Raw genomic sequence first — 20,176 nt, 5'->3', positions numbered from 1 at the left:
GCCATGCTCAAGCGTGCCTTCGACTTCAGCGCGGCCCTGGTGGGGCTGGTTTTGCTTGCGCCGCTGCTGCTGGCCCTGGCGCTGTGGATCAAGCTCGATTCGCCCGGGCCGGTCTTGTTCCGTCAAGAGCGTGTCGGGCGTGGGGGGCGGCTGTTTCGCATCCACAAGTTCCGCACCATGGTGCACGACCCGGCCGGCAGCGGCCTGTCCTTGACCGTCGGACAAGATGCGCGCATCACGCGCGCCGGTCGCTTCTTGCGCCGCTACCGTCTCGACGAGCTGCCGCAGTTGATCGATGTGCTGCGCGGCCAGATGAGCCTGGTGGGCCCACGGCCCGAGGTGCCGCGTTACGTGGCGCTGTATCCCGAGCATCTGCGTGACAAGCTCCTGTCGGTGCGTCCCGGCCTCACCGACCCGGCCTCGCTTGCGCATCTGGACGAAAGCGAGCGCCTGGGCCGCGCAAGCGATCCGGAGCGCACCTATGTCGAGGAGATCTTGCCCGCCAAGCTGCGGTTGTCGGCCCAGTACGTGGACCATGCCCGCTTGGCCACGGATGTGCGGGTGTTGTGGCGCACCTTGTGCCGCGTCTGGGCGGGGCGTTGAACATGGAGACGCGCTTCTGGCTGGCCATCGAACGGGTTCTGGCCCGGGTGCGTCCGCACCGGCAGGGCCTGTCCTTGTGCATCGATGCGGCCGTGATCGCTGCGGCCTGGAACCTGACCTACCTCTTTCGGCTGGGCTTCGAGCGCTGGATCAGCGCCCGTGCCGACTATGACCCGTGGGTGATGGCCGGTGTGATCGCTCTGTACCTGCTGGGCTTGGTGCTCTTGCGTGTGCCGCAGGCGATGTGGCGTTTTGCCGGTTTCTCCGAGGTGCGTCGCCTGGCCTGGGTTTGTGCGGGCGCAGGACTGGTGGCGGCGGTGGTCGTGCTGATGGCGGGCTGGAGCAAGATCCCGCGCTCGGTCCTGGCGCTGCATCCCCTGGTCACGCTGATGGGGTTGATCGCCGTGCGCATCGCCTACCGCATGTTCTACGAGCATTTGCGCGAGCGCTTGTCGCCGGGGGGGCATGCCCCACGCCGCGCCTTGGTGCTGGGCGCTGGCCAGGCTGCGCGCATGCTGCTGGCGGGCATCCAGCACCAGGGGTATGTGGTGCTGGGTCTGCTCGACGACGATCCGGCCAAGCAAGGCGCCCGTCTGGGCGGCGTGCCCGTGTTGGGGCCTTTGGCCAGCCTGAACGAGCAGGCCAAGCGCCTGGGCGCCACCCATCTCATCGTGGCCATGCCCTCGCTGCGCCTGCCGCAGCGTCGCCGGGTGATCGAGCTGGCCAGCCGCAGCGGACTGCCGGTGCTCACCGTGCCGACGATGCAAGAGCTCATCGAAGGCTCACAGGTCGGCCGGGTGCGACAGATCGAGCCCGAAGACCTGCTGGGCCGCGAGCCGGTGCAGCTCGACGAGGCAGGCATCGCCGAATGCCTGTCGGGGGCCACCGTGCTGGTCACAGGCGCCGGCGGCAGCATCGGCTCGGAGCTGTGCCGGCGTCTGGCCCAATACGGTCCGGCGCGCCTGGTGCTGTTCGAGCACAGCGAATACGCGCTTTACACCATCGAGCAGGAACTGGGTCGGCGTTTCCCGCACATCCCGCTGGTGCGCTTGCTGGGCGATGTGCGCGATGCCGCCCAGCTGCGCCGTTGCTGCCTGGCCTGGCGGCCGCACATCGTCTTCCATGCGGCAGCCTACAAGCACGTGCCGCTGACCGAGGAGCACAATGCCTGGGCGGCACTGCGCAACAACACCCTGGGCACGCTGTATGCCGCCCGTGCTGCTGCCGAAGCGGGTGCGGCGCGCTTCGTGCTCATTTCCACCGACAAGGCCGTCAACCCCACCAACGTGATGGGCGCCACCAAGCGCGCTGCCGAGATGGTGCTGTCCCACCTGGCCGCCCAGGGCCATGCCACGCGCTTCATGGCCGTGCGCTTCGGCAATGTGCTGGGCTCCAGCGGCTCGGTGGTGCCCAAGTTCCAGGCGCAAATCGCGCAGGGCGGTCCGGTCACCGTCACCCATCCCGACATCACCCGTTACTTCATGACCATTGCCGAAGCGGCGCGCCTGGTCATCCAAGCGGCGGTGATCGGCGAGTCGGGGCAAGTCTTCGTGCTGGACATGGGCGAGCCGGTGCGCATTGCCCAGCTCGCGCAGGACCTGATCCGTTTGTCGGGTCACAGCCTGGACGAGATTCCCATCGTCTACACCGGGCTGCGTCCCGGAGAAAAACTCTACGAAGAGCTGCTGGCCGATGCCGACACCACCCTGCCCACGCGGTTTGCGCGCCTGCGCATCGCTCGGCTGGGCGTGCAAGGTGACGAGACCTGGGTGGCCGAACTGGCCCGCTCGGTCGAACTGCTGGCCGACGGCGACGACCGCGAAGTGCGCGCCTGGTTGCGCCGTCACGTGCCGGAATACCGGCCCGCCGGCGAGGCGCTCGCCGCGGCCGATGCCGGAGGGCGGGCGGTCTGGGCCGATGATGCGCCGCCCGGTGGCGGATAATTGGGGGCATGACCGATCCTTCCATCGGAACCGCCGAGCCTGGCGAGTTCTCGCTCCTGCCCCTGGACCCCGTGCTCCAGAAGGCCATCGCGGACCAGGGCTACACCCGCATGACGCCCATCCAAGCCAAGGCGATCCCCATCGTCCTGGCTGGCCGCGATGTGATGGGCGCGGCCCAGACCGGCACGGGCAAGACGGCCGCGTTCTCGCTGCCGCTGTTGCAGAAAATGCTGCGCCACCAAAACGCCAGCATGTCGCCGGCGCGCCATCCGGTGCGCGCTTTGGTGCTGGCCCCCACGCGCGAGCTGGCCGACCAAGTGGCCCAGAACGTCAAGGCCTATGCCCGTTACACCCTCTTGCGGGTGGCCTGCGTGTTCGGTGGGGTCGACATGAAACCCCAAGAGGCCGAGCTCAAGGCGGGCGTCGAGGTGCTCATCGCCACTCCGGGCCGCTTGCTCGACCACATCCAGGCCAAGAACTGCCACCTCGGCCAGGTGGAATACGTGGTGCTCGACGAAGCCGATCGCATGCTCGACATCGGCTTCCTGCCCGATTTGCAGCGCATCCTGAGCTACTTGCCCCAGCAGCGCCAGACCCTGCTGTTCTCGGCCACCTTCTCGCCCGAGATCAAAAAGCTCGCGCAAAGTTACCTGCACGACCCGGTGCTCGTCGAGGTGGCACGGCCCAACACCACCGCTGCCACGGTGGAGCAACACTTCTACAGCGTCGAAGACGAGGACAAGCGTCGCGCCGTGCGCCAGTTGCTGCGCGAACGCGCCATCACCCAGGCCATCGTTTTCGTGAACTCCAAGCTGGGTGCGGCACGCCTGGCCCGAGCGCTGGAGCGCGATGGCTTGAAGACCACTGCGCTGCACGGCGACAAGTCGCAGGACGAGCGTCTCAAAGCACTGGACGCCTTCAAGCGTGGCGAGGTCGAACTGCTGGTGGCCACCGATGTGGCCGCCCGCGGCCTGGACATCGCCGACTTGCCGGCCGTCTTCAATTTCGACATTCCCTTCAACGCCGAAGACTACGTGCACCGCATCGGCCGCACCGGCCGCGCCGGGGCCTCGGGCTTGGCGATTTCCTTCGTGTCGCGCAACGATCAGCGCCTGGTGGCCGAGATCGAAAAGCTCTTGAAGAAGAAAATCGACATCGAGCCCCTGGAGCTGGACGACGAGCGCCCGCGCCGGCCGCGACGCCGCCCAGACGACGAGCTCCCGACGGCGGCCGGCCCGGTCGCAGACGGCGCGGCGCCCCGTGCGGCGCCGCCGCGCGCACAACCCAGCGATCCCATCTTCAGCCAGCCCTACGAGCCCCCCATCGAGCGCACCGAGCCTCCGGCCTGGGAGCGTGAACGCAGCGCCGTGCCCGTGCCGGGGCCGAAATCGCTGTCGGCCTACATCCGGCCCAAGCGCAAAGTGGCGGTCTTGCTGGGCGGCAGTGGTGGCAAGAAGCCGGCGGCGTGAAGGCGCTCAGCGCGCCCACAAGGCAAACACTGCGGGGCGGTCTGCCGGCACGTGCCGGGCGGCCGCGCCGCGGCCCTCGCGCCACTGCGCCACCGGCGCGCTGTGGTTCCAGCCGTCCTCCAAGGTCAGGCCGCAGGCCACCGCCAGCTGGGTGCTGGGATGCAAGTGCTGCAACAGCGCTCGAAAGAGCGCGGCGTTGCGGTACGGCGTTTCGATCATCAGCTGCGTTTGTCCCAGCCGCCGCGACACCCCTTCCAGTTCACGAATGCGTGTCGCGCGCGCCGTCTCGTCCACCGGCAGATAGCCCACGAAGGCGAAGCTTTGCCCATTCATGCCGCTGGCGGCCAGGGCCAGCAGCAAGGCCGACGGGCCGACCAGCGGAGTGACGGTCAGGCCCAGCGCCTGCGCGCGGCGCACCAGCTCGGCGCCCGGATCGGCCACCGCCGGCATGCCTGCTTCGGACATGAGTCCCATCTCCAGCCCCGACAGCGCCGGCTGCAGCAAGTGCTCGGGCACCGCGGGGGGCGTTCCGTGGGGGCCCTTCGACCCGCGCGGCAACTCCTGGATCTGCAAGGACTGCAGCGGTTGGGCCAGAGGCACCACCGCATGCACGCGCTTGAGGAACGCGCGCGCGGTCTTGGCGTTTTCCACCACCCAATGCGACAGACGGGCCGCCGTGCGCAGCGTGCCCATGGGCAAGACCTCGCGCAGGTCGGGCGCCTGCCCGCCGGCATCCAGCGTGCCGAAGTCCAACGGGGTGGGCACCAACCACAGCCTGCCGGTGCTCATCGAACCCCCGAACCCAGCAGCGGCACCCCGGCGGCACGCAGCAACTCGCAGGTGCGGATCAAGGGCAGGCCGATCAGCGCGGTCGGGTCGTCGCTTTCCACGGCGCGCAGCAAGGCAATGCCCAAGCCCTCGACCTTGGCGCTGCCGGCGCAGTCATAAGGCTGCTCGGCATCGAGATAGGCCTCGATCTCGGGCTGCGACAAGGCTCGGAACTTCACCGTCACCGGCACCAGCGCGGCCTGCTCGAAGCCGGTGGCCTGACAAACCACGGCCACGGCGGTCTGAAAGATCACCGTGCGCCCACTCATCTCTTGCAACTGCGCCAAGGCTCGAGCCCGATGACCTGGCTTGCCCACGGGCCGGCCGTCCAGGTCGGCCACCTGGTCCGAGCCGATCACCACCGCTTCGGGATGGCGGGAGGCGACCTCATGGGCCTTGGCCAAGGCCAGGCGCAGCGCCAACAACGCCGGCGTCTCATCCGGGCGAGGGGTTTCATCGACATGGGGCGGCTCCACGTCGAACGGCAGCCGCAAACGCTGCAGCAGCTCACGGCGATACGGGGACGTGGAGCCCAGGATCAGGGCTCGGGGCATGGATGGCATGGACATGCCGCCATTGTCGCTCGCCATCGGGCTACACTGCTGGCATGAAGTCCGCCAAGCCCTTCGACGCGCAACGCCTGGACATGGAACGCTTCGCCCGCGACGCCGGGCAACTGCAAGGCCGCTGGCTGCTTGCAGCGTTGCCGCGGCTGGCGGAAAGCCAGGTCGACGGGGTCGCCCCGGCAGGACGGGAGGTGCTCTGGGAGGCGCACGGGCAGCGTGTCGATCGCCTCGGCGCGCCGGCCGAGGTGTGGCTGCACCTGGGGGCGCGGGCGACCGTGCGGCTGCAGTGCCAGCGTTGTCTGAATCCGGTCGACGTGGTGCTCGAAGTCGACCGCAGTTTCCGCTTCGTGCGCGATGAGCGCGAGGCGGCCGAACTCGATGCCCAGGTCGAAGAGGACATCCTCGTGCTCGACCGCAGCCTGGACCTGCAGGCACTGGTCGAAGACGAACTCATTCTGGCGCTGCCCTTGGTGCCTCGGCATGCCGATTGCCGTTATCCCGCTGCGGTGGAGGGGGAGCCAGCCCCGACGGATGCGGATCCGGTCGTGGCCGAACGCCCCCATCCCTTTGCGGCCTTGGCCGCGCTCAAACGCAGGCTCACCTGAGGCCATGCGCAGGCGTGCGGGTCAGCCAGACCGGCCCATGACGGCCATGCTAAAATGACAGGTTTTCCAAGGAGCGAGCCATGGCCGTTCAACAGAACAAGAAGTCGCCTTCCAAGCGTGGGATGCACCGTTCGCACAATGCCTTGACCCCTCCGGGCACGGCGATCGAGCCCACCACCGGCGAAGTTCACCTGCGTCATCACATCAGCCCCAGCGGTTTCTACCGCGGCCGCAAGGTCCTCAAGACCAAGGCCGACGCCTGATCCTGCAGCGTCATGGGAGTGCAGTCGCATCGGTTGCCGATGCCCAAGCGGGGCGCCGGCGGCTTGTGCCTGCCCGGCTCTGTGGCCTGCTTGGTCTCTTGGGCGGCCCGGTGTGGGCTTGATCGTGCCGCAGCGGCCCGGGCGAGTGATCTGATGTCGGTCTGCCCACGCCTGCCATGAATTCCACGACCCAGAGGGTGGCGTCTGCGTCGGCGACGCCTGCTGCGACGCGCGTCGTGCGCTTGGCCGTCGACTGCATGGGCGGCGACCACGGCCCGTCCGTGACCTTGCCGGCCTGTCAAGCGTTTCTGGCTTCGCATCCCGAGGCCGAGCTCATTCTCGTTGGGCGTGCCGAAGCGCTGGCGCCGGCGCGCGCTTGGCCGCGTTGTACCGTGGTCGAGGCCAGCGAAGTGGTCGAGATGGACGATCCGGTGGAGGTGGCCTTGCGGCGCAAAAAGGATTCCTCCATGCGCGTGGCCATCAGCCAGGTCAAGCCCGGCGAGGACGGTCGCGCGGCGGCCGATGCCTGTGTCTCGGCTGGCAACACCGGGGCCTTGATGGCCGTCTCGCGCTACGTGCTCAAAACCCTGCAAGGCATCGATCGCCCTGCCATTGCCACCGTGATGCCCAACCAGAACGATGGCTTCACCACCGTTTTGGACCTGGGCGCCAATGTCGATTGCGAGCCCGAGCACCTGCTGCAGTTTGCGCTGATGGGCAGTGCGCTGGTCAGCGCGGTGGAGGGCAAGGCCCAGCCCAGCGTGGGTTTGCTCAACATCGGGGAAGAAGCGATCAAGGGCAGCGAAACCATCAAAAAGGCCGCCGAGCTGCTGCGATCGGCCGCCCAGGCTGGGCATCTGAACTTCTACGGCAATGTCGAGGGCAACGACATCTTCACCGGCCGCACCGACATCGTCGTGTGTGATGGCTTCGTGGGCAATGTCGCGCTCAAGACGGCCGAAGGCCTGGCCTCGATGCTCACCCGCTTCATCAAGCAAGAGTTCACACGCAACATCTTCACCAAACTTGCGGCGATCGTGGCACTTCCGGTGCTCAACCACTTCAAAAAGCGCGTCGATCACCGGCGCTACAACGGCGCGGCCTTGCTCGGGTTGCGCGGCCTGGTCTTCAAGAGCCATGGCTCGGCCGATGCTTTCGCATTCGAGCAGGCGCTGAATCGGGCGTATGATGCGGCCCGGAACCGGTTGCTCGACCGGGTGCACGATCGGATCGTCGAAACCCTGCAGGCCTTGCCGGCCAACGGTGAGGCAGCGGCGCCCGCGCCGGTCGCCCAGACGGCATGACCCTTTTTTCTGATCGCTATTCCCGCATCACCGGCACCGGCAGCTACCTGCCGCCGCGCCGTGTGACCAATGCCGAGTTCGCGGCCGAATTGGCGGCCCAGGGCATCGAAACTTCCGATGCCTGGATCGTCGAGCGCACGGGCATCCGGGCGCGTCATTTCGCCGCGCCCGACGTCGCCTCGAGCGACTTGGCCCTGCACGCGGCTCGGCATGCGTTGGAGGCCGCCGGACGCTCGGCGGCCGACATCGACCTCATCATCGTGGCCACCTCCACCCCGGACATGGTGTTCCCGTCCACGGCTTGCTTGTTGCAACACAAGCTGGGGGTGGCCGGTTGCCCGGCGTTCGATGTGCAGGCCGTGTGCTCGGGCTTCGTCTACGCGCTCAGCGTGGCCGATGCGATGATCAAGTCCGGCGCGGCGCATTGCGCCCTGGTGGTGGGCGCCGAGGTCTTTTCGCGCATCCTCGACTTCAAAGACCGCACCACCTGCGTCTTGTTCGGCGACGGTGCCGGCGCCGTCGTGCTCGAAGCCAGCGACCGCCCGGGCATCCTGGCCACCGAGCTGCATGCCGATGGCAGCCATTCCGGGGTGCTGTGTACCCCAGGCACGGTCAGCGGCGGCCAGGTGCTGGGCGAGCCCTTCCTCAAGATGGACGGTCAGGCGGTGTTCAAGCTGGCCGTCAAGGTGCTCGACGAAGTGGCCCGCGCCGTGCTCGACAAGGCCGGCCGTCAAGACAGCGACATCGACTGGCTGATCCCGCACCAAGCCAACATCCGCATCATGCAGGGGACGGCCAAGAAGCTGAAGCTGCCACAGGACAAGCTCATCGTCACCGTGGACGAGCATGGCAATACCTCGGCGGCCTCCATCCCGCTGGCGCTGGACCATGCCGTGCGGCAAGGCCGCATCCAGCGGGGAGACACCTTGCTGCTCGAAGGCGTCGGCGGCGGCTTCACCTGGGGTGCGGTGTTGCTCGATTACTGAACGAACGCGGCGGCATGGCCGCCGCCGCATGGGTGCATTCCTGAGTTTTCCTTGACTTCGAACGTCATGAGCACTTTCGCCTTCGTGTTTCCCGGCCAGGGCTCCCAGGCCGTGGGCATGCTCAACGCCTGGGGCGACCATGCCGCCGTGCGCCAAACGCTGGACGAAGCCAGCGCGGCCCTGGGCGAGGATGTCGCCCGCTTGATTGCGCAGGGCCCCAAGGAGGCTTTGGATCTCACCACCAACACCCAGCCCGTGATGTTGGTGGCCGGCATCGCCTGCTATCGCGCCTGGCGCGCCGAAGGCGGCCGCGAGCCTGCCGTGGTGGCGGGCCACTCGCTGGGGGAATACACCGCCTTGGTGGCCGCCGGTGCGTTGAGCTTGTCCGAGGCGCTGCCCCTGGTGCGCTTTCGTGCCCAGGCCATGCAAGAGGCCGTGCCGGTGGGCGCCGGCGGCATGGCCGCGATCCTGGGGATGGAGGCCGACGAGGTGCGTCGCCACTGCGCCGAGGTGGCCGCATCCAGCGGCGAGGTGGTCGAGGCGGTGAACTTCAATGATCCGAAGCAGACCGTGATCGCCGGCAGCAAAACCGGGGTCGAGAAAGCCTGCGAGGTGCTCAAGGCGGCCGGGGCCAAACGGGCGCTGCCCTTGCCGGTGTCGGCGCCTTTCCATTCCAGTCTGATGAAACCGGCGGCCGAACGCTTGCGCGAGCGCTTGGCCCAGGTGAGCATTGCCGTGCCGCGCATCCCGGTGGTCCACAACATCGACGTGACCGTTTACGACCAACCTCAGGCCATCCGCGACGCCTTGTACCGCCAGGCCTTTGGGCCGGTGCGCTGGGTCGAATGCGTCCAGGCGCTGCGCGCGCGTGGCGTCACCCACGTGGTGGAATGCGGGCCGGGCAAGGTGCTGTCCGGCATGGTCAAGCGCATCGATGCGGAGCTGGTCAGCGCCGCGTTGTACGATCCGGCCACCTTGGCCGAGGTGAAGGAGCTGCTCGCATGAACGAGGTCGTCTTCAAAGGTCAAGTCGCCCTGGTGACCGGGGCCACGCGCGGTATCGGCCGAGCCATCGCGCTGGAATTGGCCCGCCACGGACTCAAGGTCGTGGGCACGGCCACCACCGATGCCGGCGCGGCGACGATCACAGACACGCTGGCGGCCTATCCGGGCTGTCGCGGGCATCGGCTCGATGTCAACGATGCCGCTGGCGTCGAGGCCCTGGTCGAGGCGATCCTCAAAGAGCATGGCGCCTTGCATGTGCTGGTCAACAACGCCGGCATTACGCGCGACACGCTGTCCATGCGCATGAAGGACGAAGACTGGGATGCCGTGCTGGACACCAATCTCAAAGCGGTGTTTCGTCTCAGCCGAGCGGTGATCCGCCCGATGATGAAGCAGCGCTACGGCCGCATCGTCAATATCACCTCGGTGGTGGGCGTCAGCGGCAACGCCGGTCAGGCCAACTATGCGGCGGCCAAAGCCGGTGTGGCCGGCATGACCCGCTCGCTGGCCCGGGAATTGGGCAGCCGCGGCATCACGGTCAATTGCGTGGCCCCCGGCTTCATCGAAACCGACATGACTCGCGCACTGTCCGAACAGCAGACCCAGGCCCTGATGGCGCAGATCCCGCTGGGCCGTCTGGGCCGCCCGGAGGACATTGCCCATGCGGTGGCGTACTTGGCTTCGCCGCAGGCCGGCTACATCACGGGCGCGGAGCTCCACGTCAATGGCGGCATGTTCATGAATTGAAGGCATTGAAGGACTGAAAAGGCTTTTGGGAAGCCCTGCGTGGGGCGCCGACCGGTTGGAGCCCGTCCGGGACCCCGGCCGCCGAGGGGCTTAGAGTAGGCACCCTGACGGTCGTAGAATCACGGGCTGTTTTGGAAAACCCTCTTGGAGGAGTCATGAGCGATATCGAAGCACGCGTCAAGAAGATCATTGCCGAGCAACTCGGCGTGGCGGAATCGGAGGTCACCAATGAAAAGTCCTTCGTCGCCGATCTGGGCGCCGATTCGCTGGACACCGTGGAACTGGTGATGGCCTTGGAAGACGAGTTCGGCATCGAGATTCCGGACGAGGAAGCCGAGAAGATCACCACCGTGCAACTCGCCATCGACTACGCTCTGAAGCACCAGAAGGCCTGATCGGCCCGAAGGGTTCCTGGTTCCGCATTCCCCCCCTCCTCACATGACCCGTCGCCGCGTTGTCATCACCGGCCTGGGGCTCGTCACCCCCGTGGGCAACACGGTGGCCGAGTCCTGGAGCAACCTGGTTGCCGGCCAGTCCGGCATCGATACCATCACCCGGTTCGATGCCTCGAACTTCGCTTGTCGCTTTGCTGGCGAGGTCAAGGGCTTCAACATCGAGGACTACCTGCCGGCCAAGGAAGCTCGCCACATGGACACCTTCATCCATTACGGCTTGGCGGCTTCACTGCAGGCCGTGCGGGATGCGGGTTTGCCCACCGGCGATGCGCTGAGTGAGGAGATGGCCGAGCGCATCGGCTGCATGGTGGGTTCGGGCATTGGCGGCTTGCCCATGATCGAGGCCACTCAGCAAGAACTCAGCGAGCGTGGTCCGCGCCGCATCTCGCCGTTCTTCGTGCCGGCGTCGATCATCAACATGATCTCGGGCCATGTGTCGATCCAGTGCGGCTACAAAGGGCCGAACCTGGCCGTCGTCACCGCATGCACCACCGGTCTGCACTGCATCGGCCAAGCCGCTCGCCTCATCGAGTATGGCGATGCCGACGTGATGATTGCCGGCGGCGCCGAATCCACCGTCTCGCCCTTGGGCATCGGCGGCTTTGCCGCGGCACGCGCGCTGTCCACACGCAACGACGATCCCAAGACGGCCTCGCGTCCCTGGGACAAAGACCGCGACGGCTTCGTGCTGGGCGAGGGTGCCGGGGTGATGGTGCTCGAGGAATACGAGCACGCGAAAAAGCGTGGTGCAAAGATCTACGCCGAGCTGGCCGGCTTTGGCATGAGTGCCGACGCTTTCCACATGACCGCGCCCAACGTGGACGGCCCGCGCCGTTCGATGCAAGCGGCCATGCGCAATGCCGGCGTCAATCCCGATGAGGTGCACTACCTCAATGCGCACGGCACCTCCACGCCGCTGGGCGACGTGAACGAAACCAACGCCATCAAGCTGGCCTTTGGCGACCACGCCAAGGCTTTGGTGGTCAATTCCACCAAGTCGATGACCGGCCACTTGCTGGGCGGCGCCGGCGGGGTCGAATCGGTGTTCACGGCCCTGGCGGTGTACCACCAGGTGTCGCCGCCGACGATCAATATCTTCAACCAAGATCCCGAGTGCGATTTGGACTACTGCGCCAATACCGCCCGTGACATGAAGATCGAGGTGGCGCTGAAGAACAACTTCGGCTTCGGCGGCACCAATGGGACGCTGGTGTTCAAACGCGTCTGAACGCCGCGGCACAGGTTTGATGTCGGGCTCCATCGCATGCGCCAGCGTACCGCACCGCCGGTGACGGTGGTGGTCGTTCGTCACACCTGGTGGCGCGCCGCGGTGCTGGCGCTGGCGGGCGTCGGGTGGCTGGCCCTGGGGGCCTGGGCCGTCGCGCATCGGGGGGCATGGGCCGTGCCGGCGCTGGGGCCTGCGCTGCTGCTGAGTCTGTGGGGGGTGCTGGGTCGCCACTGGCGCCGTCCGGGCTTCGTGCTGCGCTGGGACGGACAGTGTTGGCACTGGCGTGAGCCTGAACGCAGGCATGAATGCCGCGGACGCGCGACGGTGCGCATCGACCTGGGGGCGTGGATGTTGCTGCAGCTCGTGCCGCACCAGGGCCGCGGCACGGTGTGGCTGCCGCTGCAGCGCGCTGGCTTGGAGGCGCGCTGGCATGCCTTGCGCTGTGCGGTATATTCGCCCACTTGCGCCATGGACCCCTTGGCAGGATCCTCCTCGTCCACCGCATGACCGCCGACGCCGATGCTGTGCTGATTGAGCGCGTCAAGCGCGGCGACCAGAAGGCGTTCGACCTGCTGGTGATCAAGTACCAGCGCAAGATCGAGCGCCTCATCGCCCGGATGGTGCGCGACGCCGACCTGATCCAGGACATTGCCCAAGAGACCTTCATCCGGGCCTACCGGGCGTTGCCTCAGTTTCGCGGGGACAGCGCCTTCTACACCTGGCTGTACCGGATCGCCGTCAACACGGCCAAGAAAAGCCTGGCCGAGCTCAAACGGGACCCGCTGGTCACTGAAACGGCGCGGATGTCCGCCGACGAGGAGGACGAAACTTCCCGGGTGGAAAACGAACTAACCGACGGCGAAACTCCCGATGCCGTGCTGGCCAGCAAAGAGGTGGCCGCCACCGTGAACGCGGCCATCGAGGCGTTGTCCGAGGATTTGCGCCAGGCCATCACCTTGCGTGAGATCGAAGGGCTGAGCTATGAGGAAATCGCCGAGGTCATGAACTGCCCGATCGGCACGGTGCGATCGCGCATCTTCAGAGCGCGTGAGGCCATCGCGCAGCGCTTGCGTCCGCTGTTGGACACGCCCGATGGCAAACGTTGGTGATCAGGAGAGTGAGTGATGTCTGCGCAACGGATGGATCTTGCGGGCGACCAGGCGGCTTCTCGTGAACGCCTGTCGGCCTTGCTCGATGGGGAGGCCACTGCCTCGCAGTTCGATGAATGGCTGGCCTCGCACCACAGCGATCCCGAGCGACACCGCCAAGACTGTGAAGACTGGCACCTGTACCACCTGATCGGTGATGTGCTGCGCTCCGACGATTTGGCCGGCGGTTCGCGTGGCGACCTGTTTTTGCAAGGGGTGCGCCAACGCCTGCAGCGTGAGCCGGTGATCCTGGCGCCGGCTGCGACGCCCGACGCGGCCGCACGTGCGCGCCGACGCTGGCGAACCCCCTTGGCCACGGCGGCGAGCGTGATGGCCGTCGCGGGGGCGCTGGTGGTGCTGTATGTGGGGGAGGTCGGCGGCGACGCGATGTGGCCCGCGCCCGGTATCGGCCTGCGGGCCCAATCCGCAGGCACCGAGGCGGCGGTGGCCGTCACGCCGGTGGCCGTCACGCCGGTGGCCGCGCCTGCGGCCGCACCGACGGCGGCGTCGGCCACGGAATTGCGGGTGGTGCATGGGGATCAGACCCTGATCCGTGACGCACGGCTGGACCAATACCTCGCGGCGCACAAGCAATTCGGTGCGGGCTCGGCGCTGGGGGCGGGGCCGTCTCTGTTCCTGCGCAATGCTGCCCACGAAGGACCCGGCCGTTGATTGTGAGGACGCGCATGCAGTTTTCCCGTTGGCTCGCCCCGTGGATGGGTGCGGGCTTGATGGCGCTGGCCGGCACGGGTCTGGCTCAAACGCCGCCGGTCGATCTCCCCTTGGACAAAGCCGAGGTGCGCGCTTGGCTGTTGCGCATCCACGAGGCGGCCCAGACCCGCAATTTCCAGGGCATCTTCGTGGTCAGCTCGGGCGGGCAGATGACCAGCGCACGCATTGCGCACTACTGGGAGGGCCACCAACAGTTCGAGCGCATCGACACCCTGGATGGCCAGCCGCGACGCATCTTGCGGCACGACACCCTGGTGGCCACTTTGTGGCCCCAACAACGCACCGCGCTCATCGAGCAGCGGGAGATGGTGAACAAATTCCCGCGGCTGGTGGATGCCGACAGCGATCACATCCTCGACTATTACGACGTGCGCAAGAAGGGGCTGGACCGCGTGGCCGGCCATGAGGCGCGGCAGTTGTTGCTCCTGCCGCGAGATGCGATGCGCTATGGCTACCGTCTGTGGGCGGAGAAAGAGACCGGCTTGCTGCTGCGCGCCGACGTGATCAACCCGGCCGGAGAAGTGATCGAGTCCTCGGCGTTTTCGGAAGTGTCCATTGGCGTGCGCCCTCAACCGGAGAGCGTGACCCAGCCGCTCAAGCGCCTCAAAGGCTACCGCGTCGAGCGTCCGGTGATGACTCCCACTTTTTATGAGGACGAAGGCTGGGTGTACCGACGCATCGTGCCGGGGTTTCGTCACATCAGCTGCGTCAAGCGCAGTGCCAATGCGGTGGATGGGGCGGTTGCGGCCAGCCCCGCGGCCGACGGCGGTGAGCACGGCAGCATGCTTCAGACCATCTTCTCCGATGGTTTGGCCCATGTATCGATTTTCGTGGAACCCTATGACGCCGGTCGGCATCGCAAGGAGGTGCTGATGAGCATGGGGGCCACCCATACGCTCATGAGACGTCACGGGGCCTGGTGGGTGACTGCCGTGGGCGAGGTGCCAGTGGCCACGCTTCACGAGTTCGTCCGGGGTCTCGAACGCAAGAAGCCGCAGTGAACGATGGCGCGACGCGCCGTCGTTCGGAATGCGGAACCCGTGTTGAGGTGAGAAATGAAAACAGCAATGCACCTGGGCACGATCGTGCCCTCGATGTCTCGACGTGCGCTGGCCGCTTTGATGGCCTTGGCAGTCGCTTGGATCCTGGCCGTGGCATCGCTGCCGGCACGAGCGCAGGCAGCGACGTTGCCGGACTTCGCCGATCTGGCCGAGCAGGTGGGGCCCTCGGTGGTCAACATCCGTACCACCGAGCGGGCGCGGATGGCCGGTCCGCAAATGGATGAGGAGATGCAGGAATTCTTCCGGCGTTTCTTCGGCGTGCCGCTGCCAGGCACCCCAGCGCCACGAGGCGGCCAGCGTCAGGGGCAGCCGGAGGAGGTGCCTCGTGGCGTGGGCTCCGGTTTCGTGATCAGCTCCGACGGCTACGTGATGACCAATGCCCATGTGGTCGAGGGCGCTGACGAGGTCTACGTGACCCTCACCGACAAGCGCGAGTTCAAGGCGCGCATCATCGGCAGCGACCGTCGCACCGACGTGGCCGTCGTCAAGATCGATGCCACTGGCTTGCCGGCCGTGCGCATCGGCGACGTCAACCGCTTGCGCGTGGGCGAGTGGGTGATGGCCATCGGCTCGCCCTTTGGTCTGGAGAACACGGTCACCGCCGGCATCGTCAGCGCCAAGGCGCGCGATACCGGCGACTACCTGCCCTTCATTCAGACCGATGTGGCCATCAACCCGGGCAATTCGGGGGGGCCGCTGATCAACCTGCGAGGCGAGGTGGTGGGCATCAACTCGCAGATCTACAGCCGCTCGGGCGGCTTCATGGGCATTTCGTTCGCGATCCCGATCGACGAGGCCATGCGCGTGGCCGATCAACTGCGCACCACGGGCCGCGTGATCCGGGGACGCATCGGCGTGCAGATCGATCAGATCACCAAGGACGTGGCCGAGTCCATCGGACTGGGCAAGCCCATGGGCGCGTTGGTGCGCAGCGTGGAGCCCAATGGTCCGGCGGCCAAGGCCGGCATCGAGGCAGGAGACATCATCACGCGCTTCGATGGCCGCGTGATCGACAAGGCCGGCGAGCTGCCGCGCATCGTGGGCAATACCAAGCCAGGCGCCAAGGTCACTGTCCAGGTCTTCCGTCGTGGCAGCTATCGGGATCTGAACGTGGTGGTCGGTGAATTCGAGCCCGACCCGCCGCGCCGTGTGGCCAGCAATGAACCTCGCAGCACGCCGGGCAGTGGGGTTGCATCCAGCGTGGGCCTGACCGTGGCCAATCTCACCGAGGCTCAGAAGTCGGCGCTGGGCGTCAAGGGCGGGGTGCGCGTGGAGTCGGTCGATGGACCCGCGGCCCGTGCCGGCCTGCGTGAAGGCGACATCATCCTGGCCATTGCCAACACCGAGATCGCCGACGTGCGCCAGTTCGAGGCGGTGCTGGCCAAGCTCGACAAAGGACGCCCGTTCAACGTGTTTTTCCGCCGCGGGGAATGGGCCCATTACACGATGATTCGACCCTCGCGCTGAGGTCCGGCACGGGATGAGCGCAGCCACCCGGCATCCGACTAGGGTGTCGGGTTTTTTCGCATCGCGAGAGTCAGGCGGGGGAAATCCCGCACGCCGGCCGGCCTTCGGGTGTTGATAAGTCACCGTTCAAGAATGTGAGCGTGGGCTCACGAGCTCCGATCCGGGCCGGATTGTCGCGCCGCTTCGGTAGAATCCGGGGTGGTTCGACGCGCTTTCGATGCAGCTGCGGAAGGATCCCCGGGACGGCCTGGACTATCCCCAAGTCATCCACAAGAGATTGTGGATATCTTGTTGATATCTTGCCTGTTGGTGGCGTGCAACGCGCGGCAAGCCACGGCTGGCGCGGTTTCCAAGGGGGTGGATTTGGCTACAATGAAAGCCCAACAAAGCAGTTGCCAAGCCTTTTGTTGGAAGGCGCGTCGCCGATTCGACGCGCCTTTTTTTTGTTGTCCCTCCCGCGGTCCCCTGAGGCATCGTGGCTCGTTGGCGGGCCGGTGGGCCGCGAGGTCGCAACGCACACCTTCGGTTTCATGAAGCACATCCGCAACTTCTCCATCATCGCCCACATCGACCACGGCAAGTCCACCCTGGCCGATCGCATCATCCAGCGCTGCGGAGGCTTGAGCGAGCGCGAGATGGAAGCGCAGGTGCTGGACTCGATGGACATCGAGAAAGAGCGGGGCATCACGATCAAGGCGCAGACGGCCGCCTTGCAGTACACCGCCCGAGACGGTCAGGTCTACACGCTCAACCTGATCGACACGCCCGGGCATGTCGATTTCTCATACGAGGTGAGTCGCTCGTTGTCGGCCTGCGAAGGGGCCTTGCTGGTGGTGGACGCCAGCCAGGGCGTGGAAGCGCAGACGGTGGCCAATTGCTACACCGCGCTGGATCTGGGCGTGGAGGTGATCCCGGTCCTCAACAAGATGGACCTGCCCCAGGCCGACCCCGAGCGTGCCAAGGCCGAAATCGAGGATGTCATCGGCATCGACGCTTCGCAGGCCATTCCCTGTTCGGCCAAGACCGGCATGGGGGTGGATGAGATTCTGGAGGCGGTGGTCACCCGCATGCCGCCGCCCAAGGGGCAGCCCGATGGTCCCTTGCGGGCCATGATCATCGACGCCTGGTTCGACAATTACGTCGGCGTGGTGATGCTGGTGCGGGTGGTCGATGGCAGCTTGAAGAAGGGCGAGCGCGTGCGCCTCATGGCCACGAATGCCGTCTACCCGGTCGAGCACTTGGGTGTGTTCACGCCCAAGTCGGTGGATCGCTCCGAGCTCAACGCTGGCGAGGTGGGGTTCGTCATTTGCGGGATCAAGGAGCTGGCCGCTGCCAAGGTGGGTGACACCCTCACGGTGGAGAAGAAGCTGCCCAACAATGCCGGCCCGGCCACCGAGCCGCTGCCTGGCTTCAAGGAGATCCAGCCGCAGGTCTTCGCGGGCCTGTACCCCAGCGAGTCCAGCGAGTACGACCAGTTGCGCGATGCGCTGGAGAAGCTCAAGCTCAACGACAGTTCGCTGCGTTTCGAGCCCGAGGTGTCGCAGGCCCTGGGTTTTGGCTTTCGCTGCGGCTTTCTGGGCTTGCTGCACATGGAGATCGTGCAGGAGCGGCTGGAGCGCGAATTCGACCAGGATCTGGTGACCACCGCGCCCAGCGTGGTCTACCAGGTCGAGCTCAACGATGGCTCGGTCATCGAGGTCGAGAACCCGTCGAAGATGCCCGATCCAGGCCGCATCCGCGAAATCCGCGAGCCCATCGTCACGGTGCATCTGTACATGCCCCAAGACTATGTGGGCCCGGTGATGACGCTGTGCAATCAAAAGCGCGGTGTGCAACTCAACATGGCCTATCACGGCCGTCAGGTCATGCTGACGTACGACATGCCGTTGGCCGAGATCGTGCTCGACTTCTTCGACAAACTCAAATCCATCTCTCGCGGCTATGCCTCGATGGACTATGAGTTCAAGGAGTACCGTGCCTCCGACGTGGTCAAGGTGGACTTGTTGATCAATGGCGACCGGGTGGATGCGCTGTCCATCATCGTGCACCGCTCGCAGGCCCAGGCGCGTGGCCGTGCGGTGGCGGCCAAGATGCGCGAGCAGATCCCGCGTCAGATGTACGACGTGGCCATCCAGGCGGCCATCGGCAGCACGATCATCGCGCGCGAGAACATCAAGGCGCTGCGCAAGAACGTGCTGGCAAAATGCTACGGGGGTGACATCACCCGCAAGCGCAAACTGCTGGAGAAGCAAAAGGCCGGCAAGAAGCGCATGAAGCAAATCGGCACGGTCGAGGTGCCGCAGCAAGCCTTCCTGGCCATCCTCCAGGTCGATGATTGAACACAAACGCTGGGAGAGTCCCTTGTCGCTGCTCACCGCAGTCCTGTACGCCTGTCTGGCCGTCTACCTCGGTGGTTGGTATGTCGGTCAATGGCACGGCAATTTCTCGCTCGTGCTTTTCCTGCTGACCGCCGTGACGCTGCTGTATTGGCTGGCCGAGCGCTTTCACTTCAAGCCGCAGCGCGAGCGTGCGGCCGCCCGCTTGGTCGAGCAGGCGGCCCAGCGCCGCAACGCGCTGGCCGAGCAGGGCATCGTGCAGGTCGACGGCGACGTCGAGCAGGCGCGCCAGAAGCTGCTGATGCAGCCTTGGTGGCTGGACTGGACGGCCGGGCTGTTTCCCGTGATCTGTGTGGTGTTCTTGGTGCGCTCTTTCTTGTTCGAGCCGTTCAAGATCCCCTCCGGCTCGATGGTGCCCACGCTGCTGGTGGGTGACCTCATCCTGGTCAACAAGTATCACTACGGCGTGCGCTTGCCGGTGATCAACACCAAGATCATCGACAACCACAAACCGCAGCGTGGGGATGTGATCGTCTTCCGCTATCCGATGGACACGCGCATCGACTACATCAAGCGTGTGGTGGGGGTGCCCGGCGACGAGGTGGCCTACCTGAACAAGCGACTGAGCATCAACGGTCAGCCCGTGCCAATGCAGCCGCTGGGCGAGTATTACGACGAAGACAGCCGCCGCTATGCCCAGCTCTACAGCGAGAAGCTCGGCGACGTGGAGCACCAGGTGCTGCTGCAAAAGGATGTGCCGCCGTTCATGCTGGCCGTGGACAGCTTTCCCTTCCGTGACCATTGCCGCTACAACGCCGAAGGCGTGGTCTGCAAGGTGCCCGAGGGCCACTATTTCATGATGGGCGACAACCGCGACAATTCGCAGGATTCGCGGTATTGGGGTTTCGTGCCCGAGGCCAACATCGTCGGCAAGGCCTTTTTGATCTGGATGAATTTCGGTAACCTCAGCCGCGTGGGCACCTTCTTCCAGTGAGCCGCCCGGTCTTTCGGAATACCGTCATCACCACGAGGAGCAGCTCGATGATCCCTATCCTGCGGTACCCGCAGCGCGGCGTGACCCTGATCGGTCTGTTGTTCTGGGCCGTTGTGATCGGCTTCGTCGCCCTGGTGGCCATGCGGGTGTTCCCGACGCTCAACGAGTACTGGACCATCCAGCGCACCGTCAACAAGGTGGCTCAGGAAGGGGGCACCACGGTGCCGGAAATCCGGGCCGCTTTCGATCGCCAGAAGCAAATCGAGTATTCCATCACCTCGATCTCCGGGGCAGATTTGGACATCACGAAGGTCAACGAGAAAATCGTTGTCAGCTTTGCCTACGACAAGGAGATCGAGCTGATCGAGCCGGTCTACCTGCTCATCAAATACCGCGGCCGCTCGCGATGAGGTGCGCCCGAGCCTTGTCCTTCAGCC

At 66.0% G+C, this 20,176-nt stretch carries 21 protein-coding genes; 19 read left to right on the top strand and 2 right to left on the bottom strand.

Annotated features, from left to right (window positions below; genetic code table 11):
- Nucleotides 1-3 precede the first annotated feature (3 nt).
- The 3 genes from F615_RS0103350 to F615_RS0103340 are packed head-to-tail and all read left to right on the top strand — an operon-like array spanning nucleotide 4 to nucleotide 4,015.
- The gene (locus F615_RS0103350) at nucleotides 4-603 is read left to right on the top strand and encodes a sugar transferase (RefSeq protein WP_019559758.1); all 600 of its coding nucleotides are present in this window, start codon (nucleotides 4-6) and stop codon (nucleotides 601-603) included.
- 2 nt (nucleotides 604-605) lie between these two features.
- Entirely contained in the window at nucleotides 606-2,546 is a 1,941-nt protein-coding gene (locus tag F615_RS0103345) for a polysaccharide biosynthesis protein (RefSeq protein WP_033370916.1), read from the top strand.
- 8 nt (nucleotides 2,547-2,554) lie between these two features.
- Entirely contained in the window at nucleotides 2,555-4,015 is a 1,461-nt protein-coding gene (locus tag F615_RS0103340; RefSeq protein ID WP_019559756.1) for a DEAD/DEAH box helicase, read from the top strand.
- A 6-nt stretch (nucleotides 4,016-4,021) separates the two neighbouring features.
- Here the strand turns inward: F615_RS0103340 and F615_RS0103335 are convergent, their stop codons facing one another.
- Nucleotides 4,022-4,804 (bottom strand): SAM-dependent methyltransferase, encoded by a 783-nt coding sequence (locus F615_RS0103335; protein WP_019559755.1) that lies wholly within the window; start codon nucleotides 4,802-4,804, stop codon nucleotides 4,022-4,024.
- Nucleotides 4,801-5,406, bottom strand: coding sequence for a Maf family nucleotide pyrophosphatase (locus F615_RS0103330; RefSeq protein ID WP_026329982.1), 606 nt, complete (start codon nucleotides 5,404-5,406; stop codon nucleotides 4,801-4,803). Before F615_RS0103330 ends, F615_RS0103335 begins: the two co-directional genes overlap by 4 nt.
- 44 nt (nucleotides 5,407-5,450) lie before the next feature.
- Here F615_RS0103330 and F615_RS0103325 point away from each other — a divergent pair, with 44 nt between their 5' ends.
- The 16 genes from F615_RS0103325 (at nucleotide 5,451) to F615_RS0103250 (ending at nucleotide 20,149) form a co-directional block, all read left to right on the top strand.
- Nucleotides 5,451-6,014, top strand: coding sequence for a YceD family protein (locus tag F615_RS0103325; protein ID WP_019559753.1), 564 nt, complete (start codon nucleotides 5,451-5,453; stop codon nucleotides 6,012-6,014).
- An 80-nt stretch (nucleotides 6,015-6,094) separates the two neighbouring features.
- Nucleotides 6,095-6,277, top strand: a complete 183-nt coding sequence (gene rpmF, locus F615_RS0103320) for a 50S ribosomal protein L32 (RefSeq protein ID WP_019559752.1) — start codon at nucleotides 6,095-6,097, stop codon at nucleotides 6,275-6,277.
- A 176-nt stretch (nucleotides 6,278-6,453) separates the two neighbouring features.
- Nucleotides 6,454-7,581: a phosphate acyltransferase PlsX gene (gene plsX, locus F615_RS0103315; RefSeq protein ID WP_051090178.1), complete on the top strand. Its 1,128-nt coding sequence runs from the start codon at nucleotides 6,454-6,456 to the stop codon at nucleotides 7,579-7,581.
- A complete protein-coding gene (locus F615_RS0103310) occupies nucleotides 7,578-8,567 on the top strand; it encodes a beta-ketoacyl-ACP synthase III (RefSeq protein ID WP_019559750.1) in 990 nt (329 codons plus the stop codon). The genes plsX and F615_RS0103310 overlap by 4 nt, the downstream gene beginning before the upstream one ends.
- A gap of 66 nt (nucleotides 8,568-8,633) precedes the next feature.
- Entirely contained in the window at nucleotides 8,634-9,572 is a 939-nt protein-coding gene (fabD, locus tag F615_RS0103305; protein WP_019559749.1) for an ACP S-malonyltransferase, read from the top strand.
- On the top strand, nucleotides 9,569-10,318 hold the full coding sequence (gene fabG, locus F615_RS0103300) for a 3-oxoacyl-ACP reductase FabG (protein WP_019559748.1): 750 nt from the start codon (nucleotides 9,569-9,571) through the stop codon (nucleotides 10,316-10,318). The genes fabD and fabG overlap by 4 nt, the downstream gene beginning before the upstream one ends.
- Before the next feature lie 155 nt (nucleotides 10,319-10,473).
- A complete protein-coding gene (acpP, locus tag F615_RS0103295; protein WP_019559747.1) occupies nucleotides 10,474-10,713 on the top strand; it encodes an acyl carrier protein in 240 nt (79 codons plus the stop codon).
- A gap of 43 nt (nucleotides 10,714-10,756) precedes the next feature.
- The gene (gene fabF, locus F615_RS0103290; protein WP_019559746.1) at nucleotides 10,757-12,001 is read left to right on the top strand and encodes a beta-ketoacyl-ACP synthase II; all 1,245 of its coding nucleotides are present in this window, start codon (nucleotides 10,757-10,759) and stop codon (nucleotides 11,999-12,001) included.
- A gap of 36 nt (nucleotides 12,002-12,037) precedes the next feature.
- Complete coding sequence (locus F615_RS0103285) at nucleotides 12,038-12,508, top strand: hypothetical protein (protein ID WP_019559745.1); 471 nt, start codon at nucleotides 12,038-12,040, stop codon at nucleotides 12,506-12,508.
- Entirely contained in the window at nucleotides 12,505-13,110 is a 606-nt protein-coding gene (gene rpoE / locus F615_RS0103280) for an RNA polymerase sigma factor RpoE (protein WP_019559744.1), read from the top strand. The genes F615_RS0103285 and rpoE overlap by 4 nt, the downstream gene beginning before the upstream one ends.
- A gap of 15 nt (nucleotides 13,111-13,125) precedes the next feature.
- On the top strand, nucleotides 13,126-13,821 hold the full coding sequence (locus tag F615_RS17690) for a sigma-E factor negative regulatory protein (RefSeq protein WP_083932379.1): 696 nt from the start codon (nucleotides 13,126-13,128) through the stop codon (nucleotides 13,819-13,821).
- 14 nt (nucleotides 13,822-13,835) lie between these two features.
- A complete protein-coding gene (locus F615_RS0103270; protein WP_156824524.1) occupies nucleotides 13,836-14,882 on the top strand; it encodes a MucB/RseB family sigma factor regulatory protein in 1,047 nt (348 codons plus the stop codon).
- A gap of 54 nt (nucleotides 14,883-14,936) precedes the next feature.
- Nucleotides 14,937-16,409, top strand: a complete 1,473-nt coding sequence (locus F615_RS0103265; protein WP_156824523.1) for a DegQ family serine endoprotease — start codon at nucleotides 14,937-14,939, stop codon at nucleotides 16,407-16,409.
- 530 nt (nucleotides 16,410-16,939) lie between these two features.
- Nucleotides 16,940-18,748 carry a translation elongation factor 4 gene (gene lepA, locus F615_RS0103260; protein WP_026329980.1) on the top strand — a complete coding sequence of 603 codons (1,809 nt, stop codon included), beginning with the start codon at nucleotides 16,940-16,942 and terminating at the stop codon, nucleotides 18,746-18,748.
- A 22-nt stretch (nucleotides 18,749-18,770) separates the two neighbouring features.
- A complete protein-coding gene (lepB, locus tag F615_RS0103255; RefSeq protein ID WP_026329979.1) occupies nucleotides 18,771-19,739 on the top strand; it encodes a signal peptidase I in 969 nt (322 codons plus the stop codon).
- A gap of 47 nt (nucleotides 19,740-19,786) precedes the next feature.
- Complete coding sequence (locus F615_RS0103250; protein WP_019559738.1) at nucleotides 19,787-20,149, top strand: DUF4845 domain-containing protein; 363 nt, start codon at nucleotides 19,787-19,789, stop codon at nucleotides 20,147-20,149.
- The last annotated feature ends 27 nt before the right edge of the window (nucleotides 20,150-20,176 follow it).

It is taken from the genome of Caldimonas manganoxidans ATCC BAA-369 (assembly GCF_000381125.1).
GTDB classification, from domain to species: domain Bacteria; phylum Pseudomonadota; class Gammaproteobacteria; order Burkholderiales; family Burkholderiaceae_C; genus Caldimonas; species Caldimonas manganoxidans.
Note: the sequence above shows the minus strand (reverse complement) of the source record. Positions and strands in the feature narration are given on the sequence as shown.